The sequence below is a fragment of the Bradyrhizobium altum genome, assembly GCF_020889705.1.
GTDB classification, from domain to species: Bacteria; Pseudomonadota; Alphaproteobacteria; order Rhizobiales; family Xanthobacteraceae; genus Bradyrhizobium; species Bradyrhizobium altum.
The window spans coordinates 26,052-47,308 of the sequence record NZ_JACMYP010000015.1 but is presented as its reverse complement, the minus strand read 5'-3'; the positions used below and the strand labels follow the sequence as shown (position 1 = coordinate 47,308).

The following is a 21,257-nucleotide window of genomic DNA, read 5'->3' as shown; positions in this document are numbered from 1 at the left end:
CTATAAATCCCCTTGGCGCGCGGTCTCCTCGTCGCGTGGGTGCAGCCAGTTATCGAGCACGATAGCCACCAGCAGCACGATTCCCTTGATGATGTTCTGGACCTCGTTGTTGATGTCCATGATGGTGAAGGCGTTCAGCAATGTGCCGATCAGGACGCAACCCACCACCACGCTGAACATCCCACCGCGGCCGCCGACAAGGCTGATACCGCCGATCACCACGACCAGCACCACATCGACGATCAGGGTGCCCTGCGTGATCACCATCTGCATGCTGCCGGTGGTGCCGATCCAGACCAGGCCCGCGATCCAGGCGAGCAGGCCCACCAGCATATGCTCGATCACGATCAGCGACCGGATGGCTATGCCCGACAGCCGCGTCGCTTCGGGATTGTCGCCTTGCGCATAGATGAAGCGTCCAATCGAGGTCCGCGAAAGGAAGAGGTGCATGACGATGGCACAGCCCGCGAACACGAAGATGGGCATGGGAACGCCAGCAACTCGGCCGGCCCCGAGAAACAGCAGTGTGGGCAGATCCTTCGGGGCATAGACGACGTAAGCTGGTGCGAACCCGAGGGTCAACCCATAGACCGAGAAGCCGGTGGCGAGCGTGACGAACAGAGCCGGGACGTCGGCACAGGCCACGATGATCCCGTTCACGACGCCGGTCGTCAATGCGAGTGCGAGCGCAATGCTGCAGGCCCAGCCAGCCGGCATGCCCCGCTGCATCTCGATCAGTGCAATCGACCAGGACGCCGCCATGATCGCGACCTCGCTGAGATCGATGCCGCGGCCGATCACGACCAGCCCCATGCCGATGCCGAGAATTCCGAGGATCGAAATGCTGCGCATCAGGTCGAGCAGGTTGTTCAGCGTCGCGAAGCCGTTCAGCATCAGACCGAAGGCGATCAGCAGCGCGATGGTGATCAGCAGGACAATCTGTTCATGGCTCGGCCTCGCCAGGGCGAGGGGACTCTGCAGGGCGCGCAAGCGGCCAATCATGTCTTGTTCACGACGCAGGCGGGCAGCGTGAATTGAAAAGCCGCGCCGCGCGGCAGGTTCTGGCTCGCCCACAATCGCCCACCATGGGCTTCGACGATCGAACGGCAAATCGAGAGCCCCATTCCCAAACCGCTCGCCTTGGTCGTGTGGAAGGCGTCAAAAACGTGCTCGAATGTTCCCGGCGCTAGTCCGGGACCAGAATCCCGCACCGCGACGAGCACGCCACCGGATTCGGCTTTCTCGGTGCTGATCAGCAATTGGCGCGGTTCGTCGTTGGCGGTGCTCATGGCCTGGACGGCGTTGATGATCAGGTTCAGGACCACCTGTTGCAGCTGCACCTGATCTCCAGTGATGGACGGCAACGCCTCGGCCAGTTGCATCTGCACCGACACGCTGTTCTTCATCACTTCGCCGCGGGTGAGTTCAATCACCTCGAGGATAGCTTCGTTGATCGCCAGGCTATCCTTCCGCGGAGGCGCCTTCTTGACCAGGTTACGAATCCGGTCAAGGACCTCGCCGGCCCGATTGCCGCTGGAGACGGCGCGCGCGAGCGCCTCGCGCACTTCTTTCATGTCGGGCGGTTGACGGTCCAGCCAGCGCAACGCCGCGCTTACATTGGTGACGCTGGCGGCGATCGGCTGTTTCACTTCATGGGCGATCGAGGCTGTGAGCTGTCCCATGGTGGCGACGCGGTTGGCGTGCGCCAGCTCGGTTTGGACTTCGCGATAGCGCCGTTCGCTGTCGCGGGCGTCGGCTTCCGCCCGCTTGCGCTCGGTCAAATCGAGCACAAAGCCGACCCCTTCATCCCGCTTCTCGTCGAACGCGGTGACGCCGATGAGGACGGGGACGCGGCTGCCGTCCTTGCGGTAGTATTCCTTCTCAAAGGGCTGCGCCGTGCCGGTCGTCTTCACCTCCGCCACCGTCTGTTCGTCGCGCTCGCGCCATTCCGGCGGCGTCAGGTCTGTCCTGTTCAGGGACCCGGAGGTGAAGTCCTCACGGTCATATCCCATCATGTGTAGGAACGCGTCATTGGCCTCGATCATCCGACCTTCGATGTCCGAGACGAAGATACCAATGATGTTGGCCTCGACGAGACGCCGGATTTTCGCTTCGCGCTCCGCGAGATCGCGGTACAGGCGGGTGTTTTCCAGCGAGATCGTGGCTTGCGACGCAAGCAGCTTCAATACAGAAATCCGGGCCGGGGAAAAGACGCGAGGGACCAGATTGTTCTCAAGGTATAGCACGCCAATCAGCTCGGCCCGATTGAGAAGCGGCAGGCAGAGGATTGAACGGGCCTGGCGCTGACGGATGTATGGATCTACCGCGAACAGGGGGTGGGCCACGGCATCGTCGAGAATGATGTTCTCCCGGGTGCGCATGGCGTAGCGGAGCACTGACTCCGAGAGTGTGGTCGCGGTCACGGCCTCGTCGCGCAGATGCACCGTCACCGAATCGCCACCTGTTGTGGCTTCCGCGGCGATCCGCGGCTCTGCCCCCAAAGCCAGAATCAGCGCAGCCCGCTCCGCACCGGCCTGCGCCATCGCGGTGCGCATGATCGTGTCGAGCAATTTCTCGAGGACAATCTCTCCCGATATTGCCTGCGACACCTTGATCACGGTCGCGAGATCGAGATTTTCGACCTTGGTTCCGATCGCACCGGTCGGAGCGGGCTCGGGATCTGCCTCCCGCACGTGCGGATACATCTCGTCGAGTTGCCGCACCTTGCCGTCCGCGCCCCAGCGGAGATAGCAATACCGTGCATCGCGCAGATAGGTATGCGCGATTTTCTCGAATCCACGCGCCGCGTAGAAGTGCGAGGCCAGCTCGTTGGCGAGCGCCTCGTTGTGGACGAGGCCGTTTGCGGCGGCCGAACGAATTGCCCGTTCGAAAAGCCGCATCGCGTCGACTTCGCGGCCTTCGATGCGAGCAATCTCGGCCCCGATCAGCGACTCCCGGTCATCGAAGTTCTCGTGGCAGTTCTCTGCCCAGACCGCCAGCCGATCGTGATGGACGCGCAACAGTGCCAGGTGTGGCTCTCGCTCGGCATCGGATACCTCGTCACAGCGTCCGGCACGAGCAAGAGCTGCGTAGAAGTGGAATTCGGCGACCTCCAAGTGCGCTGGCGATGTCCAAAGGAGCACCTGCGCCTTCTCGGCGGTTGCGAGCGCGGCAGCGAAATCGCGCGAAAGAACCTGCGCTTGCAACTTGCGGATCAGGTAAAAGCACAGGGCGATGGCCCGGCCACCGAGGTCATCTTCCATCCTGGTTCGCAATGACTGCTCGTCGAGCTCGGCGTCGCTGAACGAGGACAGGCCGGTCGTCATCCCTCGCAGGGCCCGAACGAGCTGCACATGGATGGTCACGACGTCGATCATGAGTACGAATTTCGACTTGCTCACGAATGCCAGCGCGCGCTCGGCCTCCCGCTGCACCGTGGCCAGCGGAACGCCGGCGGGGAGCTGGCCCGAGATTACGCTTTTCCAGGCGTAGACAGCGTAGGTCAGGTCACCAACTTCCTGGCCGATGGCGAACGCGCGCCGGTGCAAATCCACAACCTCGTGGAAAGGCCGCGACCAAGGGAGAATGAAATTCGCGAAGCCAAAATAGACCTGTGTCTTGAAGCTGGTCAGCTCACGCCTCTCGACGAGATCGAAACCAAGCTTTCCGAGCTGGAATCCCGATCGGTAGTCGTCAAAAACGAACCCCGCATACGCCCCCACCCAGACATAGGCGAATGGGGAAGCGTCGCTGTTTCCGTGCTCGAGGCTGAGGTTCGCGATGCGGCTCACCATCAACCGGTGAAGGTTCTGGTCCGTGAAGAATGCCGGCGACAGCGCCCAGATGAGAACGTCGCTCGTCGCGCGCCATTCCGGGTCCGCCATCCGTGGTAGGTCGATGAGTTCCTCGATGGAGCGCGTCCCGAGCCGTTGCCAGAAGGCGTCGTATTCGTCCTTCACTTCCTCGTCGGTCGGATGTGGCGACCAGTGGATGTTTCTGCGCGCGAGGAACTCGAGACAGACGGACACGCCGATGTCCAGGCGGCCCATGGTCGTGCAAAGCGTCATCTGTGCTGCCGCGACCGCGGCCAGATCCATGACCGTCTTGACGCGAGCGGAGAGGGCCGTGAGCCGCTGCTCGGCCGTTGGCAGGTCGCCGGTCAGATGCTCGCATTCCGCCCGGTTCAACTCCAGCTCGAACATCAACTCGCGCCGGTGCTCCCACGAGCATTCCGGCAGCAGCGCCGCGCCGGCGACCAGATAGGTCAGCGCTGAGGCGTATGCGGTAGAAGCCTTGGCGCGCTTGGCCGCAAGAAGATTGAATTCGGCCAGCTGGTCGCGCTCGTCTTGCGAGGTGATCAAGGCCGCGCCGCGGTTGAGCTGGTTGACGATATCGAAGATCGCCTCTTCCTGCTTCTCGGGAAGGATGTTCGCGACAAGCAATCTCCCAATGCGAAGGTGAACCTCGCCGCGTTGTTTCTCTGGGATCAGCGAATAGGCTGCTTCCTGAATGCGATCGTGGACGAAGCGGTAGGCGTCCGGCAGCCGCTCGACCAACTCCTGGCGGGCGGAGGGCCATAGGGCTGCATGGACCTGCTCTTCCGTGGTTCCGAAGATAATCGACGCGGTCGCGATCTCGGCGCTGTTTCCGAAACAGGCCAGCAGCTGCAAGGCCTTTTGCGTCTCGGTCGGCAAGCGGGCGAGCTTGCCGACCATTAGGTTCACAACGTTGTCGGTATATCCCTGCGCGTGAATGCGCTCGATATCCCAAGACCAGCGCGCAGCGTCGTAGTCGAAAGAGAGCATCCTCTCATCGGCGAGGGCCGAGATAAACTGAATGGCGAAGAACGGATTGCCGCCTGTCTTTTCGTGCGCCAGCCGGGCGAGCGGCGCTGCCGGCGTCAGTTCGCAGCGAAGGGCGTCTGCGATCAGCCGCGCGAGATGTTCGCGGGCGAGTGGCGCAAGCGTTATTTCTTCGACCTTTCCACCGGCGGTCCTGATGCCATCCAGTTTGAGCCGGAGTGGATGGCCGGCATCGACCTCGTTGTCCCGGTAGGCGCCGATCAGCATAAGGTGCGCCAAATCCGAGCCAGTCAACAGATCTTCAAGCAGTTCGATGGTCGCCGCATCGAGCCATTGCAGGTCGTCGAGAAAAAGCGCCAACGGATGCTCGGGCCGGGCGAAAACGCCGATAAACCGCCGAAACACCCGTTGGAAACGCCGTTGCGCGTCCTGCGGCGGAAGTTCAGGGACGGGTGGCTGGTCGCCGATGATGAGGCTCAATTCGGGGACGAGATCGACCATGAGCTGAGCGTGGAGGCCCAGGGCAGCCAGAAGCGCCTCGCGCCAGCGAACGAGTTCAGCATCACTCTTGCTAAGCAGCGGGCGCACCAGGCTCTGAAAAGCTTGCGCGAGCGTCGAATAAGGGATGTCGCGCTTCAACTGGTCGAACTTGCCGGCCGCGAACAGCCCGCGCGGCGGCACCAGCGCCTTGTGCAGCTCGTTAACCACCGAAGATTTTCCGATACCGGAGTATCCGGAGACCAGCACGAGCTCAGGCGCGCCGCTCTTGACGATGCGATCAAAGGCGGTGAGCAGGGTCTCGATCTCTCGCTCGCGCCCATAGAGTTTTTCAGGAATAACCAGTCGGTCTGGCACGTCGTGCGCTGCCAGCGGGAATTCTTCGATCCGGCGTTGAGCCGCCCATGCAGTGAGGCATCGTTGCAGGTCCCTCTCCAGGCCGGGTGCGGTCTGATAGCGATCCTCGGCCGTCTTCGCGAGCAGCTTCATAACGATCTTTGAGACGGCGCCGGGTACATCGTTCAGTCGCTCAGCAGGCGCGATCGCTCGCCGCGCGATGTGGCAGTGCACCCAGTCCATAGGATCGGACGCGGAGAACGGCAGTTGACCGGTGAGCATCTGGTAAAAGGTAGCGCCAAGCGCGTAGAGATCGCTGCGCGAGTCGATTGACCGGTTCATACGCCCGGTCTGTTCCGGCGCCATGTAGGCAAGCGTTCCAGCGATCGTCTCGGGCGGTTCGGGGGCTTGACGTTCGCGCGGAAGGCGCGACGCAATTCCGAAACCCGTCAGCTTGACTTCGCTGGTCTCGCGATTCATCAGGATGTTGTGGGGCTTGATATCCTTGTGTACGATGCCGCGCTGATGGACCTTGCCGAGAGCCGCTGTGATGCGGACAGCGTGCAGCAAGAAGCTGCCGACCTCCATGGGCTCGCCAAGCAAGTGACTGAGTGGTTCTCCGCCGGGATCCTCCAACATCAGGGTCGGTTGCCCGTCATCAGTGACAAGCTCGAGCGGCCGAAGCGCCCACGCACTGTCCAACTCGTCCCTTAGCCCATATTCGTGGGCGAAACGATCGAGGACCGCTGGGTGCGGTCGCTCCTCATTGAGTCTCACCGCCAGCACGGCTCTTCGGTTGCCGTCGGTGCTCTGGCGCCATCCTCGGGAGAAGACGAGATCATCGTTCTCCCACAGGACCCGAGACCCGCTATCCCCTTCAATGTCGAAGCGAGAAAAACCTGGCTTCAAGTGCAACACTCCGCCATCAAGCCGGGATAGCCAGTCGAACTGACAGCGGATTGCCTCCGTCTCGTGAACCGGAGCTCGGACGGTAACATCGCAACACGCGGGACCGTCTGACGATGCTCAGTGCGGGGAGGTCGCTGCCGCGGACGATCAGAAGACGATCGACGGTCTTGACGAGTGCTCCCCGTCCTACGCAAGCGCAATAGACCGCGGGGCGGAGACGCCATCCAACTCGGCGTGGAGCGCCAGTTCGTACTCCAGACGTTTGCGCAATTTGGCCGCTTCTGGGGCCGAGACACGAAGCAGGATGCGGGCCTATGACTCGCGCTGAAGCCGGCAGGGCGCGCGATCACCTCACCGCAACACATTTGGCTCGAGAAATTCACCCCAGCCGTTCGCTCGTCGTCCAGTTGCCCCACAACTTGCACTGACCATGGGCCCGCGTTGTTCGTTGATCAGAAGCGTACGTCGTCATGATATCGGCGATCGGCAGCAGCAGGCCTTGTACAAAAGCGTCAAAAATGGTCAGAAATGATCAAGAAAGCGACCCAGCGACCGTACCTTCGCGAGAGCATCCAAGGCGCCGCCGTCGTGGAGCCTGCGATTCAGGTCTAGTTTCCCAATGGGGCGGCAGCTTACCGCCGCTTGCGCCTAGGTTTCCTCGTCGATCCAGGATGTCCTCGATTGCCGCGCCGATAGGCGGCCGCTCGGTGCCTGGGTTGACCCGTCACCCAGGCCAATGCGCGGTCCGAGACTGTGATCCTGTCCTCGGCGGTCTAGCGGCGCCGTCGGCAGATTATGGGCGGTCTGGCGGCGGTCCGCCCCTTCAACGCAGCGCTTCATTCTCTCGCGAGGAGTTGACTGATCTCTCGCGTCGCCGTCGCCCTATCGGTGCTTCGCGAGCGGCACGCCCTCGGCCCGATGGGCCTGCCAGCCCACGCTCAAGCCAAGTTGTCCTGCCGTCATCACCGCAGCCCGAGCCAGGATGCCTCCGTAGGTCGGATAGGCCAGCGGGAGCTGCGCCAGATCGTCGACGCGCATACCGGCAGCGATAGCGATCGCCGCCACCTCCGCGATGTCTACTGCCCGCTCGCCGATGACGTGGCACCCGATCACCCTGCAGGTCTTGCGATCGGCGATCAACTTGCAGAAACCAAATGTACGCCCGTCGATGATTGTCCGCGTGGTCACATCGAAATGAACGATCGACGTGACGACATCATACGCCTCACGCGCCTTCGCTTCGGTAAGACCGGCCTGCGCATATTCGGGCTCCGTAAAGCTCCCCATCGGGCTCACCTGATCGACGAGCGGCATCGTCGGCCCTTGAACGGCATTGGTCGCCGCTGCCCAGCCGGCCTGAATAGCCTGGGGAACGAGCATGAAATGCCCTGTAATGTCGCCGGCCGCAAAAACATGGGGAGCCGAGGTGCGCAAATACTCATCGACCTTCAGAAACTTGCGTTCATTGAGTTCAATTCCTGCAGCCGCGACATCCAGGCTGCTCGTTTCGGCCACCCACCCGACTGCCACGACCACCAACGTGGCCTCGGCATCGAATCGGTGCCCGCCCTTTGTGAAGGTCATCCGCACGCCGGCGCTCGTCTTCTCGAACGAATCGATGGCACCGAAATTCTCGTGCACGGCAATTCCGGAATGCTGCAGGGCGAGCGCGGCTGCAGAGGAAATGTCGGCGTCCTCCGTCACCAGAATGCGCGGGCCCGCCTCGAATAACTGAACGCGTGAACCGAACGCGTTGAAGATCGAGGCAACCTGCACACCCGTCGCGCCTGCTCCAACGACGATCATCGAAGGCGGGATCGAAGTCAAAGCCCATGCATCGCTATGGGTACTTGTCAGCTCGAAGCCCGGGATGGGCAGTCGCCGGCTCGCGCCGCCGGTACAGATGATGATCCTGTCGGCCGAGAGTCGAAGTCCAGCGCTTGTCTCGATTGTGTTGGAGTCGACGAAGCGTGCTGTCCCGGCATTCTCGTGGACGGTCACACCAGAAGAATCAATCTGCTGGCGCAGGGAGGATTTCGTGCGCACTTCTGTAACGACCTCGCGAACACGCCCGAGCAGCGTCGAATAGTTCAAAACGGGTTCGTTGACGGTGATGCCGTATTGGCTGAGTTGCCGAGCGTCGCGCAACAGCCTTCCAGCATGGGCCAAGGTGCGGACTGGAACGGGGCCATCGTTGGCGGCCATGCCGCCAAATTCGCCGCTGGTGACCAACGTAGTCCGCACACCCAGGTCCGCGGCACGAAGCGTCGCAGCCACGCCGGCTGGTCCGGCGCCAACAACAAGCACGTCAGTCATCTGATCCGCTCCAGGACAGGAAAAGAGCGGCTACCTCTTACGTGCAGGTGCCCACACTTTGCTTGCATCGGCTTGCTGCCGCCGGAACGGTCTTGCGTCCTCGCGTGAACGGGAGCGGAAAACGGCGCGTTTTCACGCAGCGGTCCCCGCATCACGAAAGGCGGCTTTCGTGCAAACCTGCTCAAATCCGGGCAAGCTTGTTCGGGAGAACCAGCCGGACAGTGCGATAATAATCGTCGCAACACTTAACTTGAGATGCGGAGATCGCAGCAACTTCGCTGTTTTGATGCCGGTTGTTAATCGGCGCGGGGTCGCGACGCCGATCGGCACGATGAGTCTCTAATCCGCATGACATTGGAGGGGGCATGGCTTCGGCGCCGTTCTACAAACAGGCGGCGGCCGCCTGCGCATCCGCGCTCTCCCGCTTCGGTCGCATCGACGCCCTGGTCAATAATGCCGGCTACGGCCAAATTAGCGTCAATCCCGCTACGCATCTACTGCGAACGCGCTTATGCGCAGCTCAACATTAGCAGCCATAACGAACTTATGCGGCTTGCCATCGGCGGTATTTGCTGACGAGCTTTTCGTCGCTCTTCGGCCCCGTCTACTCTGTGTCCAAGACGGCTCTCGACGCGATGACGCTCGCCATGGCAATCGATGCACCTCGGGCGCGACTGGCGCCTCCGAGCGATCCAGGGCCTCCAGACATTCGGACATGTCGAGCAGCTCAGCACGGCGGCGGCCATAAAGCGGGTTGGTCGCGAATGTGGTCTATTTCGTCCAAGTCCGGTGTATTCGAGACAAGATCGACCTCTGTCGATATGCGACCGGAATATGGCCATGAAGCCGATCCCGGCGACTACTCGCGCCGAACGGTAGCAGCGGATCGCACAGGAAACGTTAGGCATGAGCCTAGAGCGCGTTCAAAGGCGGCTCGCAGCAGTTCTGTCAGCTGATGTGGTCGGGTACTCGCGCCTCATGGGGATCGACGAGGCCGGGACCCTGGCGCGCCTCAAGGCATTGCGGCGCGAAATTATCGATCCAAAGATCGCGACCCATGCGGGCCGGATGGTCAAGCTCATGGGCGACGGTGCGTTGGTGGAGTTCGCCAGCGCAGTGGACGCCGTGACCTGCGCGATCGAGATTCAAAAGGGGATTCGCGAGCACGACCCCGGCAGCCTGGAAGGCAATCGGATTGCGCTCCGGATCGGAATCAACGTCGGTGACATAATTGTTGACGGTGACGACATCTATGGTGACGGCGTCAACGTTGCAGCGCGAATCCAGACGCTCGCGGATCCCGGCGGCATTTACATCTCCCGGAGTGCGGCAGAGCAGGTGCGCGATAAGGTTCCAATCAAGATCGAGACGCGCGGCGAGCAGACGGTCAAGAACATTGCACGCCCGATTGAAGTGTTTTGCATCATCGTCGAGGAACGCGACGCGGTCACAGTCGCTTGCCCGAGCCATGCAATCCGTACGCCGCTAACGGTCATCACCGATCAGCCGTCCATCGCTGTTCTCCCGTTTCGCAACATGAGCGGGGACCACGACCAGGAATATTTCTCCGACGGGATTAGCGAGGACGTCATCACCAACCTGTCGCGCAATCGCGTCTTCTTCGTCATCTCTCGCAGCACATCATTCACCTACAAGGGTGCGGCCGTCGATGTCGTCCGGGTCGCGCGCGAATTGGGCGTCCGCTATGTCCTGGACGGTAGCGTCCGCCGGGCCGGCAATAGGGTGCGCATCACGGCTCAACTGGTCGATGCGGCGAGCGGTCATCACCTGTGGGCGGATCGCTACGACCGGGAATTGGCCGATGTGTTTGTCGTCCAGGACGAGATCGCGAGAAACATCACCGGTGCGACTGCGCCCGGCATCATCTCGGCGGAGATGCAGCACTCGCGGCGTAAGGATCAAAGCCAGCTCGATGCGTGGGACCGCATCATGCGTGCACACTGGCGCATCCGCCGCTTCACACGGGACGATATGGCGCATGCGCGCCAGCTCCTCGCCCAGGCTATCGCGCTCGATCCGGCCAACTCGACAGCACTCAGTGACCTCGCTTTCGCCTGCCACTTCGAGGCTGTCTTTGGATGGGGCGACGGACCCGGTCAGTCGCACGCACTCCTCGGGGAGGCGGCGCGCAAACCGGTCCATCAGGCGCCTTGCAGTCCGGCTGAGTGCGAGAGCGACGAATTCCACGCGGCTGCCGTGCTGGCTGGTTGTGCCGATACATTGTTGCACGAGCACGGCGGCTATCGCGCGGACTTCGTCGCCATGCCAAAGAACTTGCCGCTCATGAGGAGAGCGATCTCGGTGGCGGGCAGCGGCTTCTGACATTCGGATAACGGATTGAGCCAGAAATTGGAGTCGGGCAACATTTCGAACAGATTGCGCGCAGCGGCGCCAAGGCACACCTCAGGCTGCTTTATGTAGTCGTAGATGCGCTTCTTCGAGGTGAAGGTGGGGTGCCATCTCATGTTCTGGAAATCGACGGTTGCGACGTTGATCTCTTCCTGAAATTTTAGCGAGCGACGGCGTCCGGGTTTCATCGGCGCTTCCGGCGTCAGAATGTAAAGCTCCGTCTCGAGCAACGCGCGATAGAATGCGGGAACGATGTTGGCGTCCCTTGCGGCGGCCTGCATCAGGGCTTCGAGACTGTTTTCCGGTTCGAACATGGCGTCATTCCCGATTGAATCCGACGAGGGCTTGGACGTCGGCGTTTCCAGTTTTCAGCCGGGACGCGTCGTCGTCGCGGAGCCTTCGTCGCGATTGTGCTAGTCCTTGTTGCCGCGCAGGGCGCGATAGATCGTATTGCGTGACACGCCAAGGCGGCGCGCGGTCTTGCTGATGTTGTTGCCGGTTTCGGCGTACGCGGTCAGGACATGCGAACGCTGAATCTCATGTAGATTGGCCGTGAGCCCGCCACCCGCCACCTTGCCGGTCAGGCGCTCGCCGCCCGAATGTGCAAGGACGGACCCGACCGATGTCTCGTCGATCAGATCTCCAGGCTCGGCCAGCGACAATCGGGACAGCACGTTGCGCAGTTCGCGGATATTTCCATCCCAATCGAGTTCGGCCAAACGATCGATCGCCCCTTCGGTCAATTCCATCAACGGATCGATCTTGTGGATCAGATGGCGCGCGATCTCGGCGAAATCGCAACGCTCGCGCAAAGGCGGCAGCGTCACCTCCAGCGTGTTGAGGCGAAACAGCAGATCGGATCGGAATCGGCCCCTCGCAATCGAGTCGTCGAGATTGGCATTGGTGGCCGACACCAGGAGAACGTCCACCTGGCGTTTGGTGCCACCGACAGGCCGGACAGTCCAATCGTCGAGAAAGCGCAGCAGCACGGCCTGCAGCGTCACCGGCATGTCGCCGATCTCGTCCAGGAACAGCGTTCCGCCGTCCGCTTCCTTGAACAGTCCCGCAGCCCCGCCCTTCTTGGCTCCGGTGAAAGCGCCCTCGGCATAGCCGAACAGCTCCGCCTCGATCAGGCTGTCCGGGAGCGCTGCGCAATTCACCGGGACGAAAGCGCCGGCCCGTCCACTGGCGGTATGAGCATGGCGGGCGAGTTGCTCCTTGCCGGTGCCGGTTTCGCCGCGGATCAGGATCGGCATCTTGCGGACCGCCGCGACTCCCACCCGTTGGACGACGGAAGCGATCGCCGGATCGGCGGAGACGAACTGGGTGGAGACGTCCTTGGGCGTCGGCAGCCGAGGCCGCGAGATGGCTTGCATCATCGAGAACTGGCGCGCGTTCTCGATTGTTGCGACGAACTGGCTGCCGACCTCGTCCTCGAGGCGTTGGCGTTCCTTGCGCCGGCCCTCATCGACAAAGGCGCTGAATTTCGTACGAAACACGTCGGCGAAGCGACGACCCGGCGAGGCTGGCAGGCCATGCAGCAGGACGCTTGCGGCCCTGTTGGCTGCAAGTATCCTGGCCTCGTTATCGACGGCGAGCAGGCCCGCGCTCAACGTATGCAGATACTCGCCGCGGTTATGGAAAGCGATCAGGATGTTTCCGCGGTGGTGTTCGCGGAACAGACCATTCTCGATCTGGGTTGCGGCCATCGCGACGAGCGCCTGGGTATGCGCCTGCCGCGACATGCAATCCGATGACGCGTCCAGTATTCCAGCCAGCTCGCCATCGGGCGCGAAAATCGGCGCCGCGATGCAGGTAAGATTGTTGTAGCGCGCGAAAAAGTGCTCGCCGCCGTGAACGACGATGGCCCGCTTGAGATACGCGGCGGTACCGAGGCCGTTGGTGCCGCAAATCGCCTCGGTCCAGATGGTGCCGGGCCGAATGCTCGCTGCGTTCGAGGCATCGCTGAAGCTCGAGTCCGAGATGATGTCGAGCAGCAGGCCGTCGGCATTTGCAAAAGCAATCATGAAGTTCGAGCCGGCAATCTGCTGATGCAGCGTGTGCATCTCCGCGAGCGCGAGGCCGCGAATCAACGAACAGCGCTGTTGCTCCTGTCGCAGAACTGCGCTGCTCACGAACTCGGGCGATGGAGGGCGCAACGTATCGAGACCAAGCGAAATGCAGCGCATCCAGCTGTCGTAGATATCGGCTGACAGAAGTTCTGCCGGCGGCGCGCCCCGCTGATCGAGCGTCATCCAAGCATTGTCCATGCGTCGGCTGGCGGTCAGCATGATAACTCCTCCGGGAGTCGCTGCGTGGCGAATGCCTCTTGGTCGTCGCCCGGTTCGGGTCCTTCTCGCGCGTGGCGCGGCTCCCACGATCATAGATCAAACAATCAAGAATCCAAATTTCTGCTAACCCGCTGTTGCAGTCGCCGAACTGTTCCGTCTCGGAACAGTCGCGCGCAAAGTTTGCTCCGAGGCGGATCGGCGCGCGGACTCCTGGGATCGCAAGAACAATAGAAAGATCAGGTCGTTGTGCGCTTGGCACAGCCCTTGCTCAACTCTTCAGCGGGATGGCGATCGCGTCAGATCGACAGAATAAAAAAATTTGCCGGGGAGGCTGTTCAATGAAAGCGGCGGTGCTTCATGAGTTCGACGAGAAGCTGACGGCGAAGGAGTTCGTCAAATTCGAGGACGTGACTGACCCGAAGATCTCGCGACCGATGGACGTGATCGTGCGCATCGGTGGTGCCGGCGTCTGTCGCACCGACCTGCACATCGTCGAGGGTATCTGGCGCAGCAAGGTCGACGTCAAGCTTCCATACATCATGGGCCACGAGAACGCCGGTTGGGTCGAAGCGATCGGCCCGGGTGTCGAAGGGGTCAAGGTTGGCGACAGCGTCATTTGCCATCCGCTGGTGACCAGCGGGCATTGCCTCGCGTGCCGTCGCGGCGACGACATGCATGCGCTGGATAGCTCGTTTCCCGGCATCAATGCCAATGGCGGCTATGCGCAGTATCTGCTGACAGGGCAGCGCTCCCTGATCAGGCTGCCGAAGTCGCTCGCGCCGAAGGATGTTGCCCCCTACACCGATGCCGGGCTGACGGCCTATCGCGCCGCGAAGAAGGCATCCCGTCATCTGTTGCCCGGCGAATATGTCGCGGTGATCGGCGCCGGTGGTCTGGGTCATATCGGCATCCAGGTTCTCGCAGCGCTCTGCGCCGCAGAAATCATCGTGGTCGATCGCGCCGAGCAGTCTCGCGAGCTCGCGAAGAAGTGCGGTGCGCATCATGTCGTGAAGGCAGACGGCAACGAAGTCGAAGCCGTGCTGGCGCTGACCGGCGGGCGCGGCGCGGAAGCCGTGATCGATTTTGTCGGCGAGGGCGACGCCATTGCCAAGGGCCTCTCGATGACGGCGAACGGCGGCTACTACTACATCGTTGGCTATGGCGGGAAGATCGATATCCCGACCATCGACATGATCACGTCGGAAAAGACCATCGTCGGCAATCTGGTCGGCACATATGCCGAATTGGTCGAACTGATGGCGCTCGCGGATCGCGGTCTCGTCGAACTCCACACCAGGGAATACAGGCTGAGCCAGGCCAATGATGCGCTCCACGATCTGCATCATGGACGCATTCATGGCCGTGCGGTCCTGATCCCGTAGGGCATGTGCCGCGACATGCAAAGCTTCGGTCCGGATCATCGAACGAGAGTGGCACGAGTGACAGAGGACAGCCGACGTCGGCCACCGATCACCGCCGAGAAGGCCGCTGAATTGCAGCGCGCCCGCGATCGGATGATTGCCCGGGACGGGCTGATCGACGAGATGGTCGATAACAACGAGTTACTGATCAGGAATGAGCATGCGCGTGGCGGAGCCGAAATCGAACTCGCTTGCGCCGTGCGTGGCGCGGCGCGCGCCGAGGCGGGAGGCGATACGCAGGCCGAACTGGAGCGCGCAATCGCGCGGCTGGAGCTGCTCCAGGACGAGCATCGGCGCCTGGTGGCCGAGCGTGACTGGCTCAACACCTCCTTGCGCGAGATCGACAACGATCCGTCACCTGGCGACGCCCAACGTTCGGGGCACGCTGATGAGCACCGGCACCGCAACCATTATTGCACCGAAGGAACAGCCACAAATGCCGTCTCCGCAACCGGACATGAGCGAGGAAGCCAGGTCGAAAGACGCTTTCTTCATTCAGCTGGCCGAGCTCACGGAGGCCATGATAGCCGCGCACGGCAAGGATTTCGCCGTTGGCGCGCTGGTTCTGTCGGCGAAATTCGTCGCCGAAGGCAAACCTCTCATCAAACGAGCCAACGGAGGTGACGAGACCGTCAGCGTCGAGAAACCGGGCTGACGTCAACAGATCAATCAATCCATTTAACGGAATCAAAGTGAGTTGTGCAGCCGAGAATTTCGACAACGCGAGCCAGGGTTTTGACCTGGGATCAAGGCGAGAGTGCCGGAGAAAACGCAACGTTCAAAGGAGCTGAAGATGACTGCAAGTCTGACACTGAACAAGATAACTGCGCAGAAGGGGATCAGCATCGCTGAGGCGGCCAACCGTGTCGCGGACCTTGGCTGGACGCCAAGCTACGTGCAGGAGGCGATGACCTTTCCGACCGACTACAAGATCTCGAAGACGCCGCGCGACCCGATGAAGCAGGTCCTGCGGTCGTATTTCCCGATGCAGGAAGAGAAGGACAACCGCGTCTATGGCGCGCTGGACGCGGCGTTGCGCGGCGACATGTTCCGCAATGTCGAGCCGCGATGGGTCGAGTGGATGAAGCTGTTCCTGGCGATCATCCCGTTCCCGGAGATCTCGGCGGCGCGTTCGATGGCGATGGTCGGGCGGCTCGCCCCCGGCGAGGAGTTGCGCACCGGCTTCACCATGCAGATGGTCGACGAGTTCCGTCATTCGACGATCCAGATGAACCTCAAGAAGTGGTACATGGAGAACTACATCGACCCGGCAGGGTTCGATATCACCGAAGCTGCATTCGGCAAATGCTATGCGACCACGATCGGCCGCCAGTTCGCCGAGGGGTTCCTGACCGGTGACGCGATCACCGCCGCCAACGTCTACCTGACGGTCGTCGCGGAGACGGCCTTCACCAATACGCTGTTCGTGGCGATGCCGTCGGAAGCCGCCCGCAACGGCGACTATGCCCTGCCGACGGTGTTCCTGTCGGTTCAGTCGGACGAGTCCCGCCACATCGGCAACGGTCACTCGATGCTGATGGCGATGATCAATGATCCGTCGAACCACCAGTTGCTGGAACGCGACCTGAAATACGCGTTCTGGCAGAACCACGCGATCGTCGACGCTGCGATCGGGACGTTCATCGAGTACGGAACGACCAACCGCGACAAGAACAAGGAGTCCTACGCGGAGCTCTGGCACCGCTGGATCTACGAAGACTACTACCGGACCTACATGCTGCCGCTCGAGAAATACGGCATCAAGATCCATCACGATGACGTCGCCGCCGCCTGGGATCGGATCGTCAAGAAGAACTACGTCCACAAGACCGCGCAGTTCTTCACGGTCGGCTGGTCGGTGAACTTCTGGCGCATCGAGGCCCAGACCGAGCGGGACTTCGAGTGGTTCGAGCACAAATATCCGGGCTGGTACGCCGAATTCGGCGACTTCTGGAAGTGGCACGCAAAGCTCAGCGTGCCCGGCGAGACCAACATCCTGTTCAACAGTGAAGTCGGCTACTCGTACCCGCATCGGTGCTGGAGCTGCATGGTTCCGTGTCTGATCCGTGAAGACTTCGTATGCGACGAGGTCGACGGCAAGATCTACACCTATTGTTCGGAGGGGTGCCGCTGGACCCACAAGGTGGCGTTCGCCGCCGAGTACGAGGGGCGGGCGACGCCGGCAATGGGCCGCTTCAGCGGTCGCCGGGAATGGGAGGATTGCTATCACGGCTGGGATGTTGCCGACGCAATCAAGGATCTCGGCTTCGTCCGGCCTGACGGCAAGACCATGATCGCGCAACCGCATCTGCGGTTCGACGCCAAGGACATGTGGACGCTCGATCACGTGCGCGGACACACACTTGGCAGCCCGCTGCGCGGCTTCAGGGCACTCTCACCCATCGAACGCGAGGTCGCGACGGCCGAATATCGCAAGGGCTTCAAGATCAATCCCTGCCACTAGAAATGACGACGGGAGGGGCCGCTCACGGCGGCCCCTCTCGCCGGGTCGGCGAGCGCTTTGCCGATTGTTCTGTTCAACTGCGATGACAAGGCCCTGATGATGACGGACGCGCGGATTCACAAGGTTCGCTTCGAGCCAGTGGGTATCGAGATGGAAGTGGAGGAAGGCGAGACGGTCCTTGACGCCGCGTTTCGTCAGGGCATCTCGCTGATGCATGGTTGCAAGGAAGGCCAGTGCGGCAGCTGCAAATCGAAGCTCCTCGACGGCGACTTCGAACTGCTGAAGTACTCGACCTTCGCCTTGCCGGACTACGAGAGCGAGACCGGACATGTGCTGTTGTGCCGGACGTATGTCTACAGCGATATCAGTGTCGAGCTGCTCAACTATGACGAAGACCTGCTGAGCCGTTCGATCGCGGTGAAGGCATTTGCCGGGCGTGTCGCTGCGATCCGCGCGCTGACATCGGACATCAGGTTGCTCGAGATCGAAATCGAGCGGCCGATGAAGTTCTGGGCCGGCCAGTATGTCGATCTGACGCTTCAGGATGGCACCATCACCCGCGCCTTTTCGATGGCGAACCCGCCCAGCGAGAGCAATCGTCTCCGCTTCATTATCAAGAAATATCCGAACGGGGCGTTTTCGTCCCAGCTTGACGGGAAATTGGCCGTCGATGACGCCGTGACCGCAAAGGGGCCGTACGGCACCTGCTTCCGGCGTGAAGAGCGACCCGGTCCGATGCTGCTGATCGGCGGCGGCTCGGGGATGTCGCCACTGTGGTCGATCCTGGCCGATCACATCGAGAGCGGGGAGCAGAGGCCGGTGCGGCTGTTCTACGGAGCCCGCACGCGCGCCGATCTGTTCTACCTCGAAGAGCTGGCTGCCATTGCGGCGCGGCTCGACGACTTCAAATTCGTGCCGGCGCTGTCGCACGCGGAGGCGGATGACGGCTGGGACGGCGAGACCGGGCTGATCCACGAGGTGGTGCGGCGCCATCTGAGCGAGGAGAAATTCAGCGGCGCCATCGACGCGTATGCGTGTGGACCGACGCCGATGATCGATGCCGTACTGCCGGTCCTGCAAATGAACGGGGTCGAGCCCGACCGCATCTACTTCGACAAGTTTACGCTGGCGGTGCGATGACGGCGTTCAAAGGTTCGTCGCAGAACAGAATGGCAAAAGGGAGTGAGCAATGAGCGCGCAAACAAGTCGAGCAGCAGCGACCAAGCCGGCCGCAATCGTCAAATCCGGGGCGGCAGGGGCCGCGGTGTTCCCGGGCTCCGACAGCCGCAAGTACAACTATTTCGAACCCAAGGGCCGCAAGGCGACCCACTACGAGGACATGACGGTCGACGTTCAACCGGATCCGGAGCGCTATCTGCTGCAGGACTGGATCATCTCCTTCCCGGACGGAACGCCGACCTATTCCAAGGACTGGACGGCTGCAAGAAGTTCGAACTGGCACAAGTTCCGCGCCGTCGACCAGGAATGGGAGCGCACGCACTATCAGCGCCAGTCGACGATCTGCGGCATGGTGCAGAACACCATCGAGAATGGCCGGAAATCGGGAGCGCCGACCCGCTTCGATCCCGCCTGGGCGAAGATCCTGCAGAACCATCTCGGCGCCTACAAGCATGCCGAGTTCGGTCTCGGCACCTCCACGATGCAGGCGCAGCGTTACGGCTACACGCAGATGGTCAACAATGCGATCCTGACCAATTCGTCCTATAAGCTTCGTTTCGCGCAAGACGTCACACTCTATCTGAGCGAAATCGGCCTCGACCTTCCGGGCTTCGACATTGCCGCCGGCAAGAAGCACTGGCTGGAGGACCCGATCTGGCAAGGCGTGCGAAAGTCGGTTGAATCGGTGATGGGTTCAAACGACTATCTGGAGCAGTATTTTGCGACCAACGTGGTGTTCGAGCCGCTGATTGGCGAACTCTTCCGATCCGGCTTCCTGATGCAGGCGGCTTCTGCGCAGAACGATTTCATCACCCCGGCCGTCGTCTCCGCCGCGGAGGCCGACTATGAGCGCAATCTCGCCAATACCGTCGAGCTGTTCCACATCCTCGGCACCGACCCCACCTACGGGGCGCAGAACATTGCGTTGTTCAACAAATGGTTGGCGAAGCATGCCGATCTCGCGCTCGATGCCGCCAATCATCTGCAGCCGATCTGGTCGCAGCCGCGTGTCAAGGTCGTGGCTTTCGCCGACGCGCTAGCGCACGCGAAGAATCGCATCAAGGGCATCGCTGCCGAGCTTGGCCTGACGGTTCCGGCGAATCTCGCGTCGTAGCCAATACTGCTTCACATTTTCACTCAATCCTTCAGGAGATCGACATGCTGCACGAACCCGACAACATCTTCAAATCGATGAAAGACATCACGTTCGAGGACACGGTGTCACATCAATGCGGAGTCACCATGAACGATAGCGTCGAGGCGCGCGCCATCGCCGAGGTCATGAGCCGTCACGACCATATCAAGGTGACGTACATGCCGGCGATGATCCGCATCGACGGCGACGGCAAGATGGAATTCAAGATGGACGAGATTTCGGAAGAGCTCGGCCGGGTCATGACCCCGCATCTCTTCGAGATCTCGACCTCGACGCATTACGGCCGCATGGTGATGACGGATGACAACACCGTCATGCTGTTCGGCGACATGAACGAGATGATGAAATACATCGTCTGACGGCCGCTTGCGAACAGGCCCTGGCCGGCGACGCCGGCCGGGCTCATTCGACGACATCAATCGCGCGCCTCATAACAACGTGCAATCCAGCGGGATCGGGAGAAACGCCATGTACAGGACAGCCAAGGGTGAAGAGATTTTTGTCATCGATGGGCATACGCATTTCTGGGATGGGAGTCCGGCAAACCAGAAAAACATCCATGGCAAGCAGTTCATCGACTGCTTCTACGCCTACCACTCGAACCTGAGCCCGCCCTCAGAGAAATGGGAGAAGGAGAAGTTCGAGAAATACGATGCCAAGACGATGTTCGACGACCTGTTCGTCACCGGCTATGACGACATGGCGATCCTGCAACCCACCTATCTCACCGATTTCTACAAGAACGGTTTCAACACCACCGAACGAAATTCGGCGATGAAGAAGAGTCATCCGGATCGCTTCATTCTGAATGGTGCGTTCGATCCGCGTGACGGCACCAGGGGCCTGGAAGATCTTCATGCGCTGTCCGAGAAGCACAAGCTCAAGGGCGTCAAGCTCTACACCGCGGAATGGCGCGGCGATTCGAAGGGCTACAAGCTGACGGACAAGGCGTCCTACCAGTATCTCGAGGCCGCGCAAAAGCTTGGTATCAAGAACATCCACGTCCACAAGGGGCCGACGATCATCCCGCTCAACCGGGATGCGTTCGATGTGGCCGACATCGATGATGTCGCGACCTCGTTCCAGGACCTGAATTTCATCGTCGAGCATTGCGGCTTGCCGCGGCTCGACGATTTCTGCTGGATCGCGACCCAGGAGACCAACGTCTATGCGGGCCTCGCGGTGGCGCTGCCCTTCATCCATTCGCGGCCGGGGTATTTCGCCCATGTGATTTCCGAACTGTTGTTCTGGGTTGGACCGGACAAGATCCTTTACGGCAGCGATTACGGCATCTGGACGCCGAAATGGCTGATCGACAAGTTCATGGCTTTTGAAATTCCGGCCGACGTCACCAAGGAGACGGGTTCTGTGTTGTCGATGGAGGCCAAGACCAAGATTCTCGGCCTCAACGCCGCGCGCATCTACGGCATCGACGTCGAGGCGCAGAAGAAGAAGATCCGGGCCGGCGGCGGTTATGCCCACTTGCCCGAAGCCGTTCACGCGCCGAGGTGATAG

The 21,257-nt window shown here is 61.3% G+C and carries 16 protein-coding genes; 9 read left to right on the top strand and 7 right to left on the bottom strand.

All coding sequences use genetic code 11. The features are described from left to right. The 4 genes from H8B02_RS06970 to H8B02_RS06955 form a co-directional block, all read right to left on the bottom strand. Positions 1-1,110 (bottom strand): ABC transporter permease, encoded by a 1,110-nt coding sequence (locus H8B02_RS06970; protein ID WP_229165561.1) that lies wholly within the window; start codon positions 1,108-1,110, stop codon positions 1-3. Next, the gene (locus H8B02_RS06965; RefSeq protein ID WP_229165560.1) at positions 999-6,545 is read right to left on the bottom strand and encodes a trifunctional serine/threonine-protein kinase/ATP-binding protein/sensor histidine kinase; all 5,547 of its coding nucleotides are present in this window, start codon (positions 6,543-6,545) and stop codon (positions 999-1,001) included. Before H8B02_RS06965 ends, H8B02_RS06970 begins: the two co-directional genes overlap by 112 nt. Before the next feature lie 882 nt (positions 6,546-7,427). After that, positions 7,428-8,861, bottom strand: coding sequence for a dihydrolipoyl dehydrogenase family protein (locus H8B02_RS06960; RefSeq protein ID WP_229165559.1), 1,434 nt, complete (start codon positions 8,859-8,861; stop codon positions 7,428-7,430). Between the two features lie 132 nt (positions 8,862-8,993). After that, entirely contained in the window at positions 8,994-9,191 is a 198-nt protein-coding gene (locus H8B02_RS06955) for a hypothetical protein (RefSeq protein WP_229165558.1), read from the bottom strand. A 35-nt stretch (positions 9,192-9,226) separates the two neighbouring features. Between H8B02_RS06955 and H8B02_RS06950 the strand changes: the two genes are divergently transcribed. After that, on the top strand, positions 9,227-9,391 hold the full coding sequence (locus H8B02_RS06950; protein WP_229165557.1) for a hypothetical protein: 165 nt from the start codon (positions 9,227-9,229) through the stop codon (positions 9,389-9,391). A gap of 376 nt (positions 9,392-9,767) precedes the next feature. Continuing rightward, a complete protein-coding gene (locus H8B02_RS06945) occupies positions 9,768-11,204 on the top strand; it encodes an adenylate/guanylate cyclase domain-containing protein (protein WP_229165556.1) in 1,437 nt (478 codons plus the stop codon). Here the strand turns inward: H8B02_RS06945 and H8B02_RS06940 are convergent. Together H8B02_RS06940 and H8B02_RS06935 are read right to left on the bottom strand one after the other, a co-directional pair. Next, entirely contained in the window at positions 11,123-11,512 is a 390-nt protein-coding gene (locus H8B02_RS06940; protein WP_229165555.1) for an SseB family protein, read from the bottom strand. The two genes, H8B02_RS06945 and H8B02_RS06940, sit on opposite strands and share 82 nt — an antisense overlap. A 132-nt stretch (positions 11,513-11,644) precedes the next feature. Beyond that, complete coding sequence (locus H8B02_RS06935) at positions 11,645-13,522, bottom strand: sigma-54-dependent Fis family transcriptional regulator (RefSeq protein WP_229165554.1); 1,878 nt, start codon at positions 13,520-13,522, stop codon at positions 11,645-11,647. 338 nt (positions 13,523-13,860) lie between these two features. Between H8B02_RS06935 and H8B02_RS06930 the strand changes: the two genes are divergently transcribed. Next, positions 13,861-14,904 carry an NAD(P)-dependent alcohol dehydrogenase gene (locus H8B02_RS06930; RefSeq protein ID WP_229165553.1) on the top strand — a complete coding sequence of 348 codons (1,044 nt, stop codon included), beginning with the start codon at positions 13,861-13,863 and terminating at the stop codon, positions 14,902-14,904. A 180-nt stretch (positions 14,905-15,084) separates the two neighbouring features. Here the strand turns inward: H8B02_RS06930 and H8B02_RS06925 are convergent, their stop codons facing one another. Next, on the bottom strand, positions 15,085-15,234 hold the full coding sequence (locus H8B02_RS06925; protein WP_229165552.1) for a hypothetical protein: 150 nt from the start codon (positions 15,232-15,234) through the stop codon (positions 15,085-15,087). 97 nt (positions 15,235-15,331) lie between these two features. Here H8B02_RS06925 and H8B02_RS06920 point away from each other — a divergent pair, with 97 nt between their 5' ends. The 6 genes from H8B02_RS06920 (at position 15,332) to H8B02_RS06895 (ending at position 21,254) form a co-directional block, all read left to right on the top strand. Then, on the top strand, positions 15,332-15,598 hold the full coding sequence (locus H8B02_RS06920) for a hypothetical protein (protein ID WP_229165551.1): 267 nt from the start codon (positions 15,332-15,334) through the stop codon (positions 15,596-15,598). 138 nt (positions 15,599-15,736) lie between these two features. After that, positions 15,737-17,407 (top strand): aromatic/alkene/methane monooxygenase hydroxylase/oxygenase subunit alpha, encoded by a 1,671-nt coding sequence (locus H8B02_RS06915; protein WP_146992877.1) that lies wholly within the window; start codon positions 15,737-15,739, stop codon positions 17,405-17,407. A 96-nt stretch (positions 17,408-17,503) separates the two neighbouring features. Continuing rightward, positions 17,504-18,547: an NADH:ubiquinone reductase (Na(+)-transporting) subunit F gene (locus tag H8B02_RS06910; RefSeq protein ID WP_376711609.1), complete on the top strand. Its 1,044-nt coding sequence runs from the start codon at positions 17,504-17,506 to the stop codon at positions 18,545-18,547. Positions 18,548-18,596: 49 nt separating this feature from the next. Continuing rightward, positions 18,597-19,700 (top strand): aromatic/alkene monooxygenase hydroxylase subunit beta, encoded by a 1,104-nt coding sequence (locus H8B02_RS06905; RefSeq protein ID WP_229165550.1) that lies wholly within the window; start codon positions 18,597-18,599, stop codon positions 19,698-19,700. A gap of 44 nt (positions 19,701-19,744) precedes the next feature. Next, entirely contained in the window at positions 19,745-20,101 is a 357-nt protein-coding gene (locus tag H8B02_RS06900) for an MmoB/DmpM family protein (RefSeq protein ID WP_229165549.1), read from the top strand. 109 nt (positions 20,102-20,210) lie between these two features. Beyond that, a complete protein-coding gene (locus H8B02_RS06895) occupies positions 20,211-21,254 on the top strand; it encodes an amidohydrolase family protein (protein ID WP_229165548.1) in 1,044 nt (347 codons plus the stop codon). The last annotated feature ends 3 nt before the right edge of the window (positions 21,255-21,257 follow it).